The sequence below is a fragment of the Umezawaea beigongshangensis genome (assembly GCF_016464305.1).
Classification (GTDB): domain Bacteria; phylum Actinomycetota; class Actinomycetes; order Mycobacteriales; family Pseudonocardiaceae; genus Umezawaea_A; species Umezawaea_A beigongshangensis.
Genome location: NZ_JAEIOJ010000004.1, coordinates 544,048 through 560,032 on the forward strand (window position 1 = coordinate 544,048; position 15,985 = coordinate 560,032).

Consider the following 15,985-nt stretch of genomic DNA (forward strand, 5'->3'; position numbering starts at 1 on the left):
GGGTCACGCCCGCGCGGCGGCGAGCGCCTCGGCGGCGTAGCCCCGGCCGAACAGCACGACGTGCACCAGCAGCGGGAAGAGCTGGTGCAGCGGCACCCGCTCCCGCCAGCCGGGGGCGAGCGGGGCCCGCTCCCGGTAGGCGGCCAGCACGCGGTCCAGGTGCGGGCAGCCGAACAGCCGCAGCATCGCGAGGTCGGTCTCCCGGTGGCCGCCGTGCGCCGACGCGTCGACCAGCCACGCGCGGCCGTCGGCGGCCCAGTGCACGTTGCCGCTCCACAGGTCGCCGTGCAGCCGGGCCGGGGGCTCCGGCGGCCCGGCCAGCCCCTCGATCCGGTCGCACGCGTCCTCGAACACCCGCGCCTCGGCCGCGGTGAGCACACCGGTGTCCCGCGCGGTCCGCACGTAGGGCAGGACGCGGTGCTCGGCGTACCAGGACGGCCACTCCCCGCCGGGCACGTCGCGCATCGGCGCGAGTCCGATCGAGGCGTCCCGCGGGCCGCCCGGCGGCGGGGAGCCGAACGCGGGCGCTCCCGCGGCGTGCAGCACGGCCAGGGCACGGCCGAAGTCCTCGGCGGCGCGCTCGGACGGTCTGCCGGGCGGCACGTGGTCGATCACGAGCCACCCGTCGCGGTGCCCGCGCACGCCGGGCACCGGTGGTGCGCCCGGCACGGCGAGCCACGCCAGCGACGCGGCCTCCGCACGTGCCCAGCCGGGTTCGCGGTGCCGCTTGACGACGACGGCCGTGCCGTCGGCGAGGTCCACGACGTGCACGTCCCCGGAGAGCCGTCGCGCGGCCGTCGCAACCGTGCCGGTCAGCTCGGCGGCGACGTCGGCCGGTGGTGAGTCCGTCACAGCCGCTCGCGCACCTCGGCCAGCAGGCCGGGCACCGCGGCCTCCACCATCGCGAGCACCTCGTCGAAGCCCTCGCGCCCGCCGTAGTAGGGGTCGGGCACGTCAGGCCCGTCGGCGTCCGGGTCGAACGAGCGCAGCAGCCGCACCCGGTCCGGGTCGTCGACCAGTCGCCGCAGGTCGCGGGCGTGCCCGGAGTCGAGCGCCACCAGGAGGTCCGCGCCGAGGTGCTCGTGCGACACCTGCGCGGCGACGTGCGCGGTCGGGTACCCGGCGTCGAGCAGGGACCGGGCGGCGCGCGGGTCGGCTGGCTCGCCCACGTGCCACGGCCCGGTGCCCGCGCTGCTCACCTCGACCTCCCCGGCCAGCCCGGCACGCCGCACGTGCTCGGCGAACACGAGCGCGGCGACGGGGGAGCGGCAGATGTTGCCGGTGCAGACGAAGCTGACGCGAAGAGTCCGGTTGTTCGACACCACGGCCGGACGCTACTGGAGCGGTGGCGGTGGTCGCGAGGCGATCACCGCCCGACCCCGCGCGGTTATCATCCGGTCGTCGGGACGTGGTGCGCCGGACGTGGTCCCGGCCGCCCGCTGCGGGCGTGCCGTCCCCGTCGGCGCCGACTGGTGGACGGGGTTCGCTGATGCGGCGTGAGCTGGCCTTCTTCGCGGCGGGCATCGCACTGGGCAGTCGTGCCGGTGCGCTGCGGAGGCTGTTGCGGCGTCCTTCGCGGGAGCCGGGAGCCGCGGAGGTCGTCGTGCCGTCGGACAACGGCTTCCGGCTGGGGCCGCTGACGACCGGGTACGTCTCCCTGGAGGGGGACGGGACGCGGACGATCGCCGAGGACCGGGTCCACGTCGCGGTGACGCCGGAGGACGTCGAACTCCCGCCGGAGCTGCGGGAGTGGCGCGAGCAGGAGCGCGCGCGGCTCGACGCCCGCAACGGCGGCCGCACGTGGAACGGGCTGCGGTTCGCCGTCGCGGACTTCGCGATCGGCAGGCACGGCGAGTCCGAGGACCCCGAGCTGTGGCTCACCCTCAAGCACAGCGAGTACGTCAACTTCCTGGCGACGCAGCAGCTCGACCGGGCGTTCGCCGACGGGACGACCCCGCGCTCCCGCTACCTCGCCGGTCGCTCCCCGGCCGACGTCCCCGACTTCATGTCCAACAGCTTCGGCGCCCACGTCGCCGTGATCACGGCGGACGACCGGCTCCTGCTCGCGAAGCGCGGCGACGCGGTCGCCGTGCAGCCGGGACTGTGGGCCGCGTCGGTGTCGGAGGGCCTGGCCAGGGGGATGGACGGCGAGGCCCCCGGCCCGCACGCCCTCGCCCGCAGGGGACTGCACGAGGAACTCGCGCTCGACGCCGACGAGTACGACCTCGAACTCCTGTCGGTCGGGGTCGCCACCACCGTGCACCAGTGGGTGGGCCTGTTCACGGCGACGCTGCGGACGCTGACGCTCCAGGACCTCCTGGACCGGCTGTCGCGCGGGTCGGCCGACCCGTGGGAGAACTCGGCGTTCGAGGTCGTGGAGCTGACGCCGGAGGCCGTCCTGAGCACCCTCCTGCGGGAGGACCGGAGGGAGAGGTGGATCTCGGTGGTCCCGCCGCTGCTCCACTTCGCCCTGGTCCGCCGGTTCGGCCGGGCCGCGGTCGAGCAGGAGCTGGCCGCGGTGCTGCGCGGCTAGCCGCCCGGCAGCGAGGCGAGGGCGTCGGTGGCGGCCCCGGTGTCCGGGTGGTCCTCGCCGAGCTGGCGGACGCGTCCGGCGACGACCGCGTTCAGCTCCTCCCGCGCACCGGCCGCGTCCCCGGCGGCCCTGCGCGCCAGGGCGTGCTGGAAGAGGGTCTCCAGGACGTAGGGGTGGTCCTCGCCCAGCGCCAGCCGCTGCTCCTGGAGCAGGGCGGCGAACTCGCCGAGCGCGAGGTCGTGCCGCCCGCGGGCCAGCGCGATCCGCGCGAGCAGCACCCTCGTGCCGAAGACCTGGTCGTTGTCCCTGCCGTAGACCCGCCGCTGCACGGCCAGCAGGTCCTCCAGCTCCTCGGCCGCGCCGTCCGGGTCGTCCTGCTCCAGGCGGACCTTCCCGAGGTGCTGCCGGACGATCAGCGTGTAGGGGTGCGTCGGTCCCAGGACCCGCTGGCGGATCTGCACGACCTCGCGCCACTGGGTCTCCGCCGCCGCCAGCTCGCCCAGCCTGGCGAGCACCCCGGCGAGCTGGTTGCGGGTGCTCAGGACGTCGCGGTGGTGCTGGTTCCCGTCGTGGGCGCGCAGCCGTCCCTCCAGCACCTCCTCGAACTCCAGCTTGGCCTCCGCGAAGTGGCCGAGGTCGCGCAGCACGACGGCGAGCTGGTTGCGGGTGGCCAGCGTCTCCGGGTCGTCGGGCCCCAGCAGCTCGGTCCGCTTCGCGAGCACCTCGCGGTACTCGTCGGCGGCCTCGGCCCAGCGGCCGAGGCCGCGCAGCGCGAGTGCGAGGCTGTGCCGGGTGCTGAGGGTGTCCACGTGGTCGGAGCCGAGCGTGCGCTCCCTGACCTCCAGCACGGACCGGAACTCGCGGACCGCGGGCGTGAACTCGCCGCGCAGCCGGAGCACCCCGGCCAGCCTGCTGCGGCTGGTGACGGTGTCCGCGTCCTCCTCGCCGAGGTGCTCCCGCTGCGTGGCGAGCACGGTCTCGAACCGCTCCTGCGCCTCGGGCCAGCGCCCCGCGTCGCGGACCACCCGCGCGAGGTCGTGCGCGGTGCGCAGCGTCAGGCGGTGCTCGTCGCCGAGCAGTCGGCGGCGCAGGCCGAGCACGCGGTTCAGCTGCTCCTCGGCCTGCCGGTGCAGACCGCTGCGGTGGACGAACCAGGCCCCGCGGTGCGCCGCGGCCGCCGCGCGCAACGCCGTCGCGCCGTCGTGCTCCGGGTGCGCGGGGTCGGGGACGACCTCCTCGGCCAGCAGGTGCGTGGCGTGCTCGGAGACCGTGCGCCAGACCGGCCAGGTCCCGCTGTCCTCCGGGTCCAGGTCGCGGGTGACGGCGTCCACGACGTCCACGGCGCGGCGGTAGGTCTCGGCGGGGTTCTCGTCGTCCAGGCGGGTGATGGCCTGCACGAGCCGGTGGACGATGACGGCGCCGCCGGGGGCGATGTCCGTGCGCGGGTAGAACGTGAGCAGGCTGTAGGACGCGAGCAGGGCGAGGTCCTCCCGGACGTCGAGCGCCTCCAGCACGGGCTTGCCCGCCACGAGCACGGACACCGGCACCAGGTCCGGGCTCAGCCGGGCGAGCACGCCCAGCAGCAGCACCGCGGAGGGCTGGTCCCGCGCGATCCGCTCCACCGTCACCTGCCAGGTGCGCCGGACGGCCACGGCCTCGTCGGCGAGCGCCGGAGCCCCTTTGCCGTAGAGGCGGGCGGGCGCGGCGGCCAGCAGCGCGCGGTACTCGGCGAGCGACGCGCCGATCGAGGCCGTGTAGGCACCGGCCTGCTTGAGGGCCAGCGGGAGGTCCCCCAGCTCCTCGGCCAGCGCGGCGGCCTCCCGGCGCTCCTGCGCGGTGTCGGGACGCCCGCTCAGGTTCAGCAGGAGTTCGACGCTGGCCGACCGGTCGAGCACGTCCAGCAGGACCGTGCGAACCCCCAGCTCGTCCCACGCGGGCGTGGCCCGGCGGGTGGTGATCAGGACGTGGCCGCCCGCTCCGGCGGTGCCGACGTGGCTCAGCAGCTCCTGCACGTCGCGCGGGTCCTCGACGTTGTCCAGGATCAGCAGCCAGTCGCCGTGGTCCTGCAACCACTGCCGCGCCCAGACCGCCGCCGCGCCGTCGTCCGCGAAGGACGCGCCCCTGGCCGACGCCGCGGGTTCGAGCACGAGCGCCAGGTGCGCCAGGCCCTGCACCACGCTGTTCGGGTCGTCGGCGGTGACCCACGCGACCAGTGCGTAGTCGGTGTGGTGCAGCCAGGCGTAGTGCAGCGCCAGTGTCGTCTTGCCGACGCCGCCGAGCCCGTGCACGGCCTGCTGGCCGATGGCCGTGCCGCCGCTGTCGAGCAGCGACCGCCGCAGCGCGGCCAGCTCCTCCTCCCGGCCGAACAGCGCGGTCTTCGGGGTGACCGGCACCTGCCACGGGTGCTTCGGCGGCGGGACCTCGCTCGGGTGCCGCGGGCCCTGGACGTGGAAGTCGTCCCCCACGTGGATGTGGCTGTTGGTCACGTCGCGGGCGGCGAACGAGCCGTCGCCCGCGGCGGTGACGTTCCCCGGCCCGGTCGCGGTCACGTGGTCGTGTGGTTGTCGCCGACGTGGACGTGACTGCCGCTGACGTCGCGGGCGGCGAAGGACCGCTCGCCGATCGCGGCGATGACCACGCCCTCGGTGCGCAGCACGCCCGTGAGGTCCTCGCGCAGCTCGGGGTCCTGCTTGAGCAGCTTCCTCACCTGGAGCAGCAGGTCGTCCCGGTTGTCCTGCTCCTCGGGGTTCTCCGCCAGGTCGACCATCGCGTCCTCCACCCGCCGGGAGGCGTCGCCGCGGGAGAGCAGCTTGCGCAGGAGTTCCTTGCCCAGCCCCACCGATCCCTCCGCCGCGGCGTCGACGGTGTCGTCGCGGACCCTCTCCAGGACGGCCGCGCCGTAGGTCGTGGCGAGTGCTCCCAGGTACGGAACGACGGTGGCGGCGAGATCGTCCATCGGTTGTCCTCAGCGGTCGGTGATGATCGACTGATCGAGGCTAGCGGAGGAGAGCGCCGGAAAAGGGGACAGTTCTCGATCGTGCGCGCACGGCACGGGTTCGTCCAGCATCCTTCCGGGTGTCGTCCTGCGGTTCGGGAGAGCGGGGGGTTCGGGTGCCGGAGATCGTCGTGGTCGAGCGAGCGCTGGTCGGCGCCGTGTCCGAGGCCGAGTGCGCCGACGTGCTGGTGCTCGCGCCGCGGGTGGCGGGCGTGGTCGACGGCGCCACCGCCAAGCCGTGGGACGACCCTGGCGGGCCGGACGGGCGGACGATCGCCCTGACCGCGGCGGCGCGGCTCGCCGCCCTGGACCCGGCCACCACCGCGCAGGAGGCGGTGCGGGCCGTCACCGGGGACGTCGGCCGTCTCCTGGACGCCGCCGGGATCGGCCGGGGAGCGGGGTCCGCCGCCTCCTTCGCCGTCGTCCACCTCGGCAGCCGACAGGTGTGGCGGGTCGGCGAGGCGCACGTCCTGGTGAACGGCCGCGCGATCCCCGAGCGGCCCACCGGGGAGGACGTCGTCGCCCGCGCGCGTGCCCTCGTGCTGCGCTCGGAGCTGGACGCCGGGGCCGAGGTGGAGCGGCTCAGGGCGGACGACCCTGGCAGGGCGGCGGTGCAGCCGCTGCTGCGCGCGCTGGTCGGGCTGCGGAACCGCCCGGTGGCCGGGTACCGCAACGCCGCCGTCGACGGCGGGGACGTGCCGCCGGGGTTCGTGGACGTCGTGGACCTGCCGGACGAGCGGTGCGAGGTGGTGATCGCCAGCGACGGGTACCCGGCCGCCGCGCCGAGCCTGGCCGAGGCCGAGAGGCTGCTGGCGGAACGGCTGGCCGCCGACCCGCTGATGATCGACGAGCCCCCGGCGACCAAGGGGTGGGCGCCGGGGAAGCGGTCCTTCGACGACCGGAGCTACCTGCGGGTCGTCGTGCCCAGGGGGTAGTCGCGCAGGTGGTCGTGGGCCAGCATCGGCAGGACGTTCTCGCGGACGAGCCGGAACGAGCGGACGGTCTCGGCCGGACCTGGGCCGATGCCCCCGGCGTACCGCGCGAGGTCGTCGAGGTCCACCGCCTCCCGGTACCGCGCGATGGTCGCGTGCACGATGCGCGGCGCCGGTTTGGTGCCCGGCGGCAGCTCGACGGCGGCCGTGAACGCCTTCCTGATGCTCGCGAACGACCCGTCGTCGCGTCCCCTGACGATGATCGCCCGCTCGCTCACCACGACCTCGTCGAACCGCACCTCGACCGGTGAGCGCCCGGCCACAACGGCGGCGAGCGCCCGGTCGCACTCCGGGAACACGCGCTCGAACAGCCGGTGCGGGTCCTCCTCGTACGTCACGAGCGGCGCGATCCAGTCCAGCAGCGTGATGTGCAGCGAGTGCGCCGGGGCGAGCCACAGCGCACCGGGGAGCCGCGCGTCCAGCAGCGCCTGGAGACCGCGCACGGCGTCCTGAGCGGCCGGTGAGAGCGCGGCGTTCACCAGGTAGCCGACGGCGTCCCTGCCGATGGTGTCGTCGGGCACACTGCGCACGACACGACCCTAATCCCCCGAACGTGTCGGCAGCGGGCGGGGCGGGCCCCGGCTGCCTAGCGTGCCGGGGGTGGAACCGAAGAGCTGGCGGGTGCCGTGCACCGACGCGACCGGCCGGGACCGGGAGGCCCGCGTGACCCTCCGGGACGACCGCATCGACGTCGTGTTCCCCGCCCCCGGCACGGGGTCGTTCCGCGGCTCGCAGGCCAGCAGGCTCGCCATCGTGCTCAACGAGGCCCTGCACGAGCTGCACGAGCGGGAGCGCCCGGCGCGCTGATCCCGCACCCGCCTAGAATTCCGCCCGATGACCAGCCAGGACTCCTCGCGCGCCCTCCTGCGGCACCACGGAGACGTCGACGCCGCTCCGGGGCTCGTGGACTTCGCGGTGAACGTGCGCTCCCCGCGCCCGCCGGCCTGGCTGCGCGACCGGCTCGCCGCCGCGCTCGACGGGCTCGGCTCCTACCCCGCCGCCGCGGCCGACGAGACCGCCCGCCGGACCGTCGCCGACCGGCACGGGCGACGGCCGGACGAGGTGGTCGTGCTGTCCGGCGCGGCCGAGGGCTTCGCGCTGCTGCCGGTGCTGCGGCCGTCGCTCGCGGCGCTGGTCCACCCCTCGTTCACCGAGCCGGAGGTCGCCCTGCTCGACGCGGGCGTGCCCGTGCGGCACGTGCTGCTCGACCCGGCCGACGGCTACGCCCTGCGGCCGGAGCTGGTGCCCGACGACGCCGATCTCGTCGTCCTCGGCAACCCCACCAACCCGACGTCCGTGCTGCACCCGGCCGAGGTGGTCCGCTCGCTGGCCAGACCCGGCCGGGTGGTGCTCGTCGACGAGGCGTTCATGGACGCCGTGCCCGGCGAGCCCGAGTCCCTGGCCGCCGAGCGCGTCCCCGGCCTGCTGGTGCTGCGCAGCCTCACCAAGGCGTGGGGCCTCGCCGGGCTGCGCGCCGGGTACCTGCTCGGCGAACCCGGCCTGCTCGCGCGGCTGTGCGCGCACCGGCCGCGGTGGCCGGTCGGCAGCCTCGTGCTGGAGGCCGTGACGGCGTGCTGCGAACCCGCGGCGACCGCGTCCGCCGAGGTCTTCGCGGCCGAGCACGCCGAGCACGCCGCGCACGCGGTCCGCGCGCTGCGGGACGTGCCCGGCGTCGAGCTGGTCACCGAGCCGCGGGCGCCGTTCCTGCTGCTGCGGGTGCGCGACGGCGAGGCCGTGCGCGCGGCGCTGCGGGACGACGGGATCGCGGTGCGCCGCTGCGACACGTTCCCCGGACTCGACGCCGACCACCTGAGGGTCGCGCTGCGGCCCCCGGAGGAGTTCGACGTGCTGGTGAAGGCCCTGAGCGCAGCAGTGGAGGAGAACCCGTGAGCCCGACCCTCGGCGACGTCGTCGCCGCGCTGGAGGCGGTCTACCCGCCGGCCACCGCCGAGTCCTGGGATGCCGTCGGCCTCGTCTGCGGCGACCCGGCCGACGAGGTGAGCAGGGTGCTGTTCTGCGTCGACCCGGTGGAGGAGACCGTCGAGGAGGCACTGCGCGCCGGCGCTCAGCTGATCGTCGCCCACCACCCGCTGCTGCTGCGCGGCGTGCACGGCGTGCCCGCGAACGACCCCAAGGGCGCCCTCGTGCACCGGCTCGTCCGGGCGGGCGCCGGGCTGCTCTGCGCGCACACCAACGCCGACTCCGCCAACCCCGGCGTCTCCGACGCGCTCGCCGCCGCCATCGGCCTCACCGTCACCGGGGCGCTCGTGCCGAACGCCGACGCCCCCGGCACCGGCATCGGCCGGGTCGGCGAGCTGGCCGAGGCCGAACCGCTGCGGACCTTCGTCCAGCGCGTCGCCGACGCGCTGCCGCCGACCGCGTGGGGCGTGCGCGCCGGGGGAGACCCCGAGCGGCCGATCCGCCGCGTGGCCGTGTGCGGCGGCGCGGGCGACGGCTACCTGACCGCCGCCACCGCCGCCGGGGTGGACGCCTACGTCACCGCCGACCTGCGCCACCACCCGGCCGGTGAGCACCTCGCCCGCGGCCCGCGCGTGCCCGCGCTCGTCGACGTCGCCCACTGGGCCAGCGAGCAGCCGTGGTGCGAGCAGGCGGCCGACGTCGTGCGGCGGGCCTTCGGCGGTACGGTCGACACCCTCGTCTCCACCAGCCGGACAGATCCGTGGACCGTTGCTGCGACGAGCCGGAACACAGGAGGACCCGCGTGAAAGCCGACCCCGCCGTGCAGCGCCGGTTGCTCGACCTCGCCGAGGTCGACGCCGAGCTGGCGCGCGTCACCCACCGACGCCGCACGCTGCCCGAGATCGCCCAGATCGCCGAGGCCGAGAAGCAGGTCCAGGTCAAGCAGGACGCGCTGGTCACCGTCGAGACCGCGCTGGGCGACCTCGACCGGGACGTGAAGCGCCAGGAGACCGAGATCGACCAGGTGCGCGCCCGCGAGGACCGCGACCGCAAGCTGCTCCAGGGCGGCACCGTCGGCGCGAAGCAGCTGTCGGACCTGGAGCACGAGCTGGCGACGCTGGAGCGTCGGCAGGGCGTGCTGGAGGACGACCTGCTGGAGCTGATGGAGCGCCGCGAGGCCGTCGAGGCCGACGTGCAGCACGGCCGCGTCGAGCTGGACAAGGCGCAGCAGGCCATCGCCGAGGCCGCGCACCGGCGCGACGAGGTGTTCGCCGACCTCGACCAGCAGGAGGCCAAGCGCATCGCCGACCGCAAGCGCATGGCCGAGCAGTTCCCGGCCGACCTGCTCGCCCTCTACGACCGCGTCCGCGCCCACAAGGGCATCGGCGCCGGTCTGGTGCGCAGCCGCCGCTGCGGCGCGTGCCGCATCGAGATGGACCGCACCGCGCTGGGCAAGGTCCGCGACGCGGCGGCCGACGACGTGGTCCAGTGCGAGGAGTGCGACGCCATCATGGTGCGCACGGGAGAATCGGGCCTGTGACGCGGCGGGTCGTCGTCGAGGCGGACGGCGGGTCGCGGGGCAACCCCGGCCCCGCCGGGTACGGCGCGGTCGTGAAGGACGCGGTGACGGGCGCGGTGCTGGCCGAGCGGTTCGCCGGGATCGGCCACGCCACCAACAACGTCGCGGAGTACCAGGGCCTCGTCGCCGGGCTCCGCGCCGCGGGCGAGCTGGACGCCGACACCGTCGACGTGCGGATGGACTCCAAGCTCGTCGTCGAGCAGATGTCGGGTCGCTGGAAGATCAAGCACCCGTCGATGCAGCCGCTCGCCCTGGAGGCGCGCGACCTGGCGAAGCGGTTCTCGCGCGTGACCTACGAGTGGATTCCGCGCGCGCAGAACTCGCACGCCGACCGCCTCGCCAACCGGGCGATGGACGAGCAGGCGGAGGGCGGTTCCACGACGCCGTCCGCTTCCCCGGCCGCCCGCGAGCAGGCCCCGCCGTCGTCGTGGACGGGGGCGTCCGGCACGCCCACCCGGCTGCACCTGCTGCGCCACGGCCAGACCGAGCTGTCCGTGCAGCGCCGCTACTCCGGGCGCGGCAACCCGGCCCTGACCGACACCGGGCTGAGCCAGGCCGAGGCCGCGGCGAAGCGGCTGGCCGCCCTGCCGGACGTCGCCGCGATCGTCACCTCACCGCTGGAGCGCGCCCGCAGGACAGCCGAGGCGGTCGCCGCGACCACCGGGGCCGAGATCGTCGTGCACGAGGGCCTGATCGAGACGGACTTCGGCGCCTGGGAGGGCCTGACGTTCACCGAGGCCGCGGAGCGCGACCCGGACCTGCACCGGCGCTGGCTGTCCGACACGTCGATCGCCCCGCCGGACGGCGAGAGCTTCGACGAGGTGCACCGGCGGGTGCGCCGCGCCCGCAACGACGTGATCACCCGCTACGGCGGTGGCGACGTCGTCCTGGTCAGCCACGTCACGCCGATCAAGACCCTGCTGCGCATGGCGCTCGACGTGGGCCCGTCACTGCTGTTCCGCCTGCACCTGGACCTGGCGTCCCTGTCGACCGCCGAGTTCTACCCCGACGGCCACGCCAGCGTCCGCCTGGTCAACGACACCTCCCACCTCCCCTGACCCCGAGTTGAGCGTTCGGGCACCCCGAGTGGAGCGTTCGGGACCGGTGAGTGGAGCGTTCGGGCGCGAGCCGGACCGCGAACGCTCCACTCGCGCTGCTCGAACGCTCAACTCGCGGTGCCTGAACGCTCCACTCGGGAGGCCAGGGGGTGGCGGCGGGCGCGCGTCGTCTTCAGGGCAGACAGGAAGCGGTCGGCGGCGGCGTCCAGGGCGAGCGCGGAGTCCGGTGCCAGCACGCCGCCGTCCGGCGTGAGGCGGACGTCGCGGTCCAGCACGAACTCGCCGCGCACGACGGTGTCCGCGCCGCGACCGGCCAGCAGCGGGATCAGCACGTGGTCGAGGGCGACCAGGAAGCCCTGGCTGCCGCCGTGCGCCAGCGGCAGCACCGCCCTGCCGCGCAGCGCCCGCTCCGGCAGCAGGTCCAGCAGCGCCTTCACCAGTCCGCTGTGGGCCGCGCGGTGCACGGGGCTCGCGACGACGACCCCGTCCGCGGTCACCACCCGGCGCAGGGCGTCGGAGATCTCCGGGTCGCGCCGGTCCTCGGTCAGCAGCGAGATCGTCGGCAGCCGCCGGACGTGCAGCACGCCCACGTCGTGGCCGGGTCCTCGCAACCGGGCGCCGACGTGCGACACCAGCGTTCCCGTGCGGGAGGACGGGGACGGGTCACCGGAGACGATCAGGATCGTCGACATCGTCGGAACACCTCGTCGTTCGTGGGCCGGAGCACGGCGAACGGCCGAGCGGTCCGAAGTGGACGGACGCGTGCGCTCGGCGGACTCCGGGCTGGGCGAGCGGGACGGGCGCGGTGCCGCGCCGCGGCGAGCGGAGGAGACCGTCAGGAGCGACAGGCGCAGCTGGTCGCGCGGTGGTGGTCCACGTGACGGCGGCGGGTCAGCACCCCGGTTCCGGCCATGCCCCGAGTAGAGCAGCACGCCCCGGCCGCGACAAGGGAGACCGGGGCGGATTCCAGGGCGTGGGAACACGGCCGGTATCCTGGTGACGCGGACGAGCCGGCCGGGCGGCTGCGGCGGCGGGAACCCCCGTCGTCGAGGAAAGTCCGGACTCCGCAGGGCAGGGTGGTTGCCAACAGCAACCAGGGGCGACCCTCGGGACAGTGCCACAGAGAACAGACCGCCGCGGACGCCTCAGGGCGACCGCGGTAAGGGTGAAACGGTGGTGCAAGAGACCACCAGCGCCCCCGGTGACGGGGGCGGCTAGGTAAACCCCACCCGGAGCAAGGCCAAGAGGGAGTCGCGCTCGTCGTGACTCCTGCGCAGGCGTTCGAGGGCTGCCCGCCCGATGCCTGCGGGTAGGCCGCTAGAGCCCGCCGGCGACGACGGGCCCAGATGGATGGCCGCCGATCGGACCGCCGCGAGGCGCCCGTGAACAGGATCCGGCTTACAGGCCGACTCGTCCGCGCCGAACCGCCCCGCCCTCCGGCGGGGCGGTTCTCGCGTTCGCGCACCCGGAAGCACCCGTTCGCACGACCGGCGCTCGACCGGCCGACGGGTGCGCGGGTCCGATCGGGTGGCCCCGCGACCGCGGTCGGTATCACCGGGGGGTGGTGCCGCTCCTCCTCGCAGGCACCGACCCGGTGCCGGTTCACAGAGGGGGAACCCCAGTGCGTCAACCGATCACACGAGGACGGACCACCTGGCTCGCGCTCAGCGGGCTGATCACCACCACCGCGTTCGCCGGTGCGGGCGCGAGCACCGCGCTCGCCGCGTCCGCACCCGAACTCCCGTACTTCCACGTCGCGTCCGAGGGGCTGGACCAGAACCGGGCCGCCGCGCTGAGGGCCGCGTTCGACCTGCGGGAGGTGCGACGGACCGGGAGCGGGGCCGTCGCGTTCGTCGACGAGGAGAACCACCTGCGCGTCCCGTCGGTGCGCCTCGGCGACGGCGAGGCCGACGAGGACGGCGGGCGGACCGCGCTCACCGGCATCGACTTCGCCGCGCTCGGCAGGATCACCGCCCTGCCGGAGGACCAGGCGGCGAAGCGCGCGGTGGAGGGGCTGCGCGCGGCGGGGGCGCTGCCGGGCAACGCCCGCCCGACGACGGGGCGCACCACGTTCGACGTCGTCGACGACCAGGGGCGGACGAGGGTGTCCGCGCCGCTGGACACCGCCGTGTCGTTCACCTTCGACCTCGGCGGGATTCCGCTGGTGGGTCCCGGCGCCGATCTGCGGGTGGCGTTCGACCCGACCGGCCGGGTCACCCAGCTCTCGCACAGCGCCAGGACGCTGGAGCGGGCGGGCACCGTCGCCGTGCTCGACCTGGCCGGCGGTCGCGAGCGCTGCGCCGAGGCGCTCGGGAAGAACGTGCGGGTGGGCACCGCGTCCTACGTCTACGACGCTCCCGCGCTCGGCGAGGAGGTCGACCGGCTGGAGCCGAGCTTCCGCTGCGACGGGATCGCCTCCGACGGCTCGGCCACGCAGGCGATCACCGTGCCCGCCGCGGTCGACGCGACGCTGCCCGTCCCGGCGCCCCCGCAGCCGCCGCGCCAGGAGGTCCGGTCGGCGCCGGACGCGCAGACGCGGTCCACCGCGCCGATCGCGGTCGGCAGCGAGGGCACCGGTCCGTGCTCCGGCCTGCCCTGGACGGCGCAGAACATCGCCTCGTTCAACGCCGAGTTCAGCGGCCGGGGCGTCCCGGTGCAGTTCAGCTGGCTCGACGGCAACGCCTGGGAGAGCGACTTCAAGGACTCGTCGCTGCCCGGTGGCCACGACGACGTCTACGCCGACGACGTGGACATGACCTACTGGCAGGGCCACGGCGCGCCGACCGGCTTCTCCTTCGCCGGGTGCAGCGACCACGACGACTCCTTCCTCTCCAACACGGACGCCCACTGGGGCAACACCGACGACGTGGAGTGGATGAGCCTGTTCACCTGCTCGATCCTGCAGGGCACCTCGGGCGGCCAGACGTGGGCGCAGCGGTGGGGCAGGGCGTTCCGCGGCCTGCACCAGATCAACAGCTTCGACACGGTCTCCTGGCACCGCGCCGACCACGGCGGCATCTACGGCGACTACCTGATGCGCGCGCCGTTCCTGTGGTGGAACCACCCGATGAAGGTCCGCGACGCGTGGGCGCAGGCGTCGATCGACACCCAGCCGGCGTCCGTGAGGTGGGCGACGATGGGCCCGGTCGGGCCGTCGGGGCTGGCGAACTTCGACGACTACTTCCACGGCAGGGGCACCGGTCCCGGCGTGGACACCCCGTCCGCGAGCGGCTTCTACTGGCGGATCAGCGGCATGTCCTGAGGTGAGCACCGTGCCGGGGGCCGTCGCGACGGCCCCCGGCACGCCGCGTCAGACCTCGCCGACCAGCGGGCGGCGCGAGGGCCGGCCGGGGGGCATCCGGAACACCGGGCGGAACGCCTCCCCGCCGTTGTAGCGCCGCTCCAGCTCCTCGACGTACTCCGCGACGGCGGGGTTGACGATGTCCGCGAGGCTGCGCACGCCCGCGACCGGCTCGTACGCGGCGAGGTACGTGGCGGCGGCTCTGGCCCGTTCCAGCACGTCGCTGTCGAAGTTCACCGTGCGCTGCACCCGGCGTCCGGTTTGCCGCCCGGAGCCGGTAACCTGATCACCGTCGGTTTCTGCGGTGCTGGTCGTTCTGGAGGCTGCGATCGGGTCCAGTGCTGCACCCGCGTCGGGAAGTGGTTCGGGCTGGTGGGCCATCTGCGAGTCTCCTCGGATGTGCGACTCCGGGCCGCGGTCCCCGGCGGCGGCGATCCGGCCGATCACGTGCCTGTTCGATCACGACTTCCGGGGCCGCGCACGGTGGGTGAACGTCGTGCCCGCATCCGGGTGAAAGATCTCGGCAACCGGGAGAATCGGCACTTCGATGTTCACCGCCGAGACCCCCTCAACGATGATGTGTGTCAGTAGATTAGACGTAATAGATCGTGAGGGGAACGGCTGTTGATCCACCAGGACCACCCACTGCACCACCGCTCGTGACCTGAACGTGTTCTACTCGACAGCGCACGCCCCGGACGAGACTCGATCAGTCCGTCCGGACACGCTAGGCGTACCCGGGAGTACGAGATGACCGCCATGGCCCTGGTAACACTCGCTCAGGACCAGCCCGCTCTGGGAACGACAGGCATCCGCGCCTGGATCCTGGACAACCTGGTACCGCTGCTGCTGCTCACGGTCGCCGTCCTCCTGCTGTGGCTGGGTGGCGGCAAGGGTGACAACGCGGGTGTGATGCGCCGCCTGGGCGGTGTGATCATCGCGCTGGGGATAATCGGCCTCGCCGTGACCACGAACGCCGGCGCCAACATCGGCACCTGGATCGCCGGCCTCTTCACCGGGGGATGACGCGTGCGGGTGCGCACTGACGACGAGGTCTACCGGGTCGACGCCGTCTGGCTCGGCCCGCCCAAGGCAACCTTCCCCTGGCGCGCGCGCTACGTCGCCTGGGGTGTCGGCATCGTGGTGTTCCTGCTGGTCATGACGGTGGAACGCAGGATGGGCTTCGGCTTCGGCTTCTTCTCGACGGCCTGGGCCTTCGTCATCACGATCGTCATCACCCGCTTCATCTGCGCGCGGATCAGCCACGAGCGCCCGCTGTCGTCGGCGGTCACGATGTGGGTCCGCGAACTCACCGCGCCCAGGGAACGGAGCTCCGGCGCCGGTGGGGCGGCCAGTGCCGCCCGCATCCGGATCAGCTCCGCGCGCCCCCGCCCGAAGAGGAAGAAGCGGGGCGGTGGTTCGAGAGGACGACCTCAGCCCCAGCAGGTCTCGCCCCGATCCCAGCAGCGCCGGAAGTCCAGCGGCAAGAAGGAGGCTCGCGGTGTTCGCACGCCGGCGTGACCGTGACCGACGACGCTCGGCGCAGCAGCACGTCGCCCAGCACGCCGCGGCGGCGGCCGCGGACGATCGCAGGGTCCACAGCCGGA

General features: G+C 74.6%; 17 protein-coding genes and 1 other RNA gene. 11 read left to right on the forward strand and 7 right to left on the reverse strand.

Annotation, left to right across the window (positions count from 1 at the left end; translation table 11 throughout):
• Nucleotides 1-3: 3 nt before the first annotated feature.
• A complete protein-coding gene (locus IMZ35_RS14205; RefSeq protein ID WP_199441479.1) occupies nucleotides 4-852 on the reverse strand; it encodes a fructosamine kinase family protein in 849 nt (282 codons plus the stop codon).
• On the reverse strand, nucleotides 849-1,325 hold the full coding sequence (locus IMZ35_RS14210) for a low molecular weight protein-tyrosine-phosphatase (RefSeq protein WP_307868095.1): 477 nt from the start codon (nucleotides 1,323-1,325) through the stop codon (nucleotides 849-851). Before IMZ35_RS14210 ends, IMZ35_RS14205 begins: the two co-directional genes overlap by 4 nt.
• Nucleotides 1,326-1,489: 164 nt before the next feature.
• On the opposite strand from IMZ35_RS14210, the gene IMZ35_RS14215 reads away from it, so the two are divergent.
• A complete protein-coding gene (locus IMZ35_RS14215; RefSeq protein WP_199441480.1) occupies nucleotides 1,490-2,533 on the forward strand; it encodes an NUDIX hydrolase in 1,044 nt (347 codons plus the stop codon).
• Here IMZ35_RS14215 and fxsT read toward each other — a convergent pair.
• Complete coding sequence (gene fxsT, locus IMZ35_RS14220; RefSeq protein WP_199441481.1) at nucleotides 2,530-5,082, reverse strand: FxSxx-COOH system tetratricopeptide repeat protein; 2,553 nt, start codon at nucleotides 5,080-5,082, stop codon at nucleotides 2,530-2,532. The two genes, IMZ35_RS14215 and fxsT, sit on opposite strands and share 4 nt — an antisense overlap.
• A complete protein-coding gene (locus IMZ35_RS14225; RefSeq protein ID WP_199441482.1) occupies nucleotides 5,079-5,489 on the reverse strand; it encodes a hypothetical protein in 411 nt (136 codons plus the stop codon). The genes fxsT and IMZ35_RS14225 overlap by 4 nt, the downstream gene beginning before the upstream one ends.
• Before the next feature lie 155 nt (nucleotides 5,490-5,644).
• Between IMZ35_RS14225 and IMZ35_RS14230 the strand changes: the two genes are divergently transcribed.
• A complete protein-coding gene (locus IMZ35_RS14230; protein ID WP_199441483.1) occupies nucleotides 5,645-6,463 on the forward strand; it encodes a hypothetical protein in 819 nt (272 codons plus the stop codon).
• Here IMZ35_RS14230 and IMZ35_RS14235 read toward each other — a convergent pair.
• Nucleotides 6,433-7,050 carry a 2'-5' RNA ligase family protein gene (locus IMZ35_RS14235; RefSeq protein WP_199441484.1) on the reverse strand — a complete coding sequence of 206 codons (618 nt, stop codon included), beginning with the start codon at nucleotides 7,048-7,050 and terminating at the stop codon, nucleotides 6,433-6,435. The two genes, IMZ35_RS14230 and IMZ35_RS14235, sit on opposite strands and share 31 nt — an antisense overlap.
• 70 nt (nucleotides 7,051-7,120) lie before the next feature.
• Here IMZ35_RS14235 and IMZ35_RS14240 point away from each other — a divergent pair, with 70 nt between their 5' ends.
• From IMZ35_RS14240 to IMZ35_RS14260, 5 genes are read left to right on the forward strand one after another with little or no spacing between them, the layout of a single operon-like run.
• Nucleotides 7,121-7,327 carry a hypothetical protein gene (locus tag IMZ35_RS14240; protein WP_199441485.1) on the forward strand — a complete coding sequence of 69 codons (207 nt, stop codon included), beginning with the start codon at nucleotides 7,121-7,123 and terminating at the stop codon, nucleotides 7,325-7,327.
• A 27-nt stretch (nucleotides 7,328-7,354) separates the two neighbouring features.
• Nucleotides 7,355-8,410 (forward strand): Rv2231c family histidinol phosphate aminotransferase CobC, encoded by a 1,056-nt coding sequence (cobC, locus tag IMZ35_RS14245; RefSeq protein ID WP_199441486.1) that lies wholly within the window; start codon nucleotides 7,355-7,357, stop codon nucleotides 8,408-8,410.
• Nucleotides 8,407-9,246 carry a Nif3-like dinuclear metal center hexameric protein gene (locus IMZ35_RS14250; protein ID WP_307868099.1) on the forward strand — a complete coding sequence of 280 codons (840 nt, stop codon included), beginning with the start codon at nucleotides 8,407-8,409 and terminating at the stop codon, nucleotides 9,244-9,246. Before cobC ends, IMZ35_RS14250 begins: the two co-directional genes overlap by 4 nt.
• Nucleotides 9,243-9,980 (forward strand): zinc ribbon domain-containing protein, encoded by a 738-nt coding sequence (locus IMZ35_RS14255; protein ID WP_199441487.1) that lies wholly within the window; start codon nucleotides 9,243-9,245, stop codon nucleotides 9,978-9,980. The genes IMZ35_RS14250 and IMZ35_RS14255 overlap by 4 nt, the downstream gene beginning before the upstream one ends.
• Nucleotides 9,977-11,077 carry a bifunctional RNase H/acid phosphatase gene (locus IMZ35_RS14260; protein WP_199441488.1) on the forward strand — a complete coding sequence of 367 codons (1,101 nt, stop codon included), beginning with the start codon at nucleotides 9,977-9,979 and terminating at the stop codon, nucleotides 11,075-11,077. The genes IMZ35_RS14255 and IMZ35_RS14260 overlap by 4 nt, the downstream gene beginning before the upstream one ends.
• A gap of 107 nt (nucleotides 11,078-11,184) precedes the next feature.
• Here the strand turns inward: IMZ35_RS14260 and IMZ35_RS14265 are convergent, their stop codons facing one another.
• Complete coding sequence (locus tag IMZ35_RS14265; RefSeq protein ID WP_199441489.1) at nucleotides 11,185-11,769, reverse strand: NAD(P)H-dependent oxidoreductase; 585 nt, start codon at nucleotides 11,767-11,769, stop codon at nucleotides 11,185-11,187.
• 314 nt (nucleotides 11,770-12,083) lie between these two features.
• On the opposite strand from IMZ35_RS14265, the gene rnpB reads away from it, so the two are divergent.
• Both rnpB and IMZ35_RS31755 read left to right on the forward strand, forming a co-directional pair.
• Nucleotides 12,084-12,494: RNase P RNA component class A (gene rnpB / locus IMZ35_RS14270), an RNA gene on the forward strand.
• Between the two features lie 204 nt (nucleotides 12,495-12,698).
• Nucleotides 12,699-14,339, forward strand: a complete 1,641-nt coding sequence (locus tag IMZ35_RS31755) for a DUF6345 domain-containing protein (protein WP_199441490.1) — start codon at nucleotides 12,699-12,701, stop codon at nucleotides 14,337-14,339.
• Between the two features lie 48 nt (nucleotides 14,340-14,387).
• Here IMZ35_RS31755 and IMZ35_RS31760 read toward each other — a convergent pair whose 3' ends face one another.
• A complete protein-coding gene (locus tag IMZ35_RS31760) occupies nucleotides 14,388-14,615 on the reverse strand; it encodes a ParB family protein (RefSeq protein ID WP_307868101.1) in 228 nt (75 codons plus the stop codon).
• A gap of 513 nt (nucleotides 14,616-15,128) precedes the next feature.
• Between IMZ35_RS31760 and IMZ35_RS14285 the strand changes: the two genes are divergently transcribed.
• Together IMZ35_RS14285 and IMZ35_RS14290 are read left to right on the forward strand one after the other, a co-directional pair.
• Nucleotides 15,129-15,404, forward strand: a complete 276-nt coding sequence (locus IMZ35_RS14285; protein WP_199441492.1) for a hypothetical protein — start codon at nucleotides 15,129-15,131, stop codon at nucleotides 15,402-15,404.
• 3 nt (nucleotides 15,405-15,407) lie between these two features.
• On the forward strand, nucleotides 15,408-15,899 hold the full coding sequence (locus IMZ35_RS14290; RefSeq protein WP_199441493.1) for a hypothetical protein: 492 nt from the start codon (nucleotides 15,408-15,410) through the stop codon (nucleotides 15,897-15,899).
• The last annotated feature ends 86 nt before the right edge of the window (nucleotides 15,900-15,985 follow it).

Excerpts from the sequence above, each read along its gene's own strand:
- cobC (WP_199441486.1), top strand. The coding sequence starts at position 7,355 with ATGACCAGCCAGGACTCCTCGCGCGCCCTCCTGCGGCACCACGGAGAC.
- IMZ35_RS14285 (WP_199441492.1), top strand. The coding sequence starts at position 15,129 with ATGACCGCCATGGCCCTGGTAACACTCGCTCAGGACCAGCCCGCTCTG.
- IMZ35_RS14225 (WP_199441482.1), bottom strand. The coding sequence starts at position 5,489 with ATGGACGATCTCGCCGCCACCGTCGTTCCGTACCTGGGAGCACTCGCC.
- IMZ35_RS14215 (WP_199441480.1), top strand. The coding sequence starts at position 1,490 with ATGCGGCGTGAGCTGGCCTTCTTCGCGGCGGGCATCGCACTGGGCAGT.
- IMZ35_RS14265 (WP_199441489.1), bottom strand. The coding sequence starts at position 11,769 with ATGTCGACGATCCTGATCGTCTCCGGTGACCCGTCCCCGTCCTCCCGC.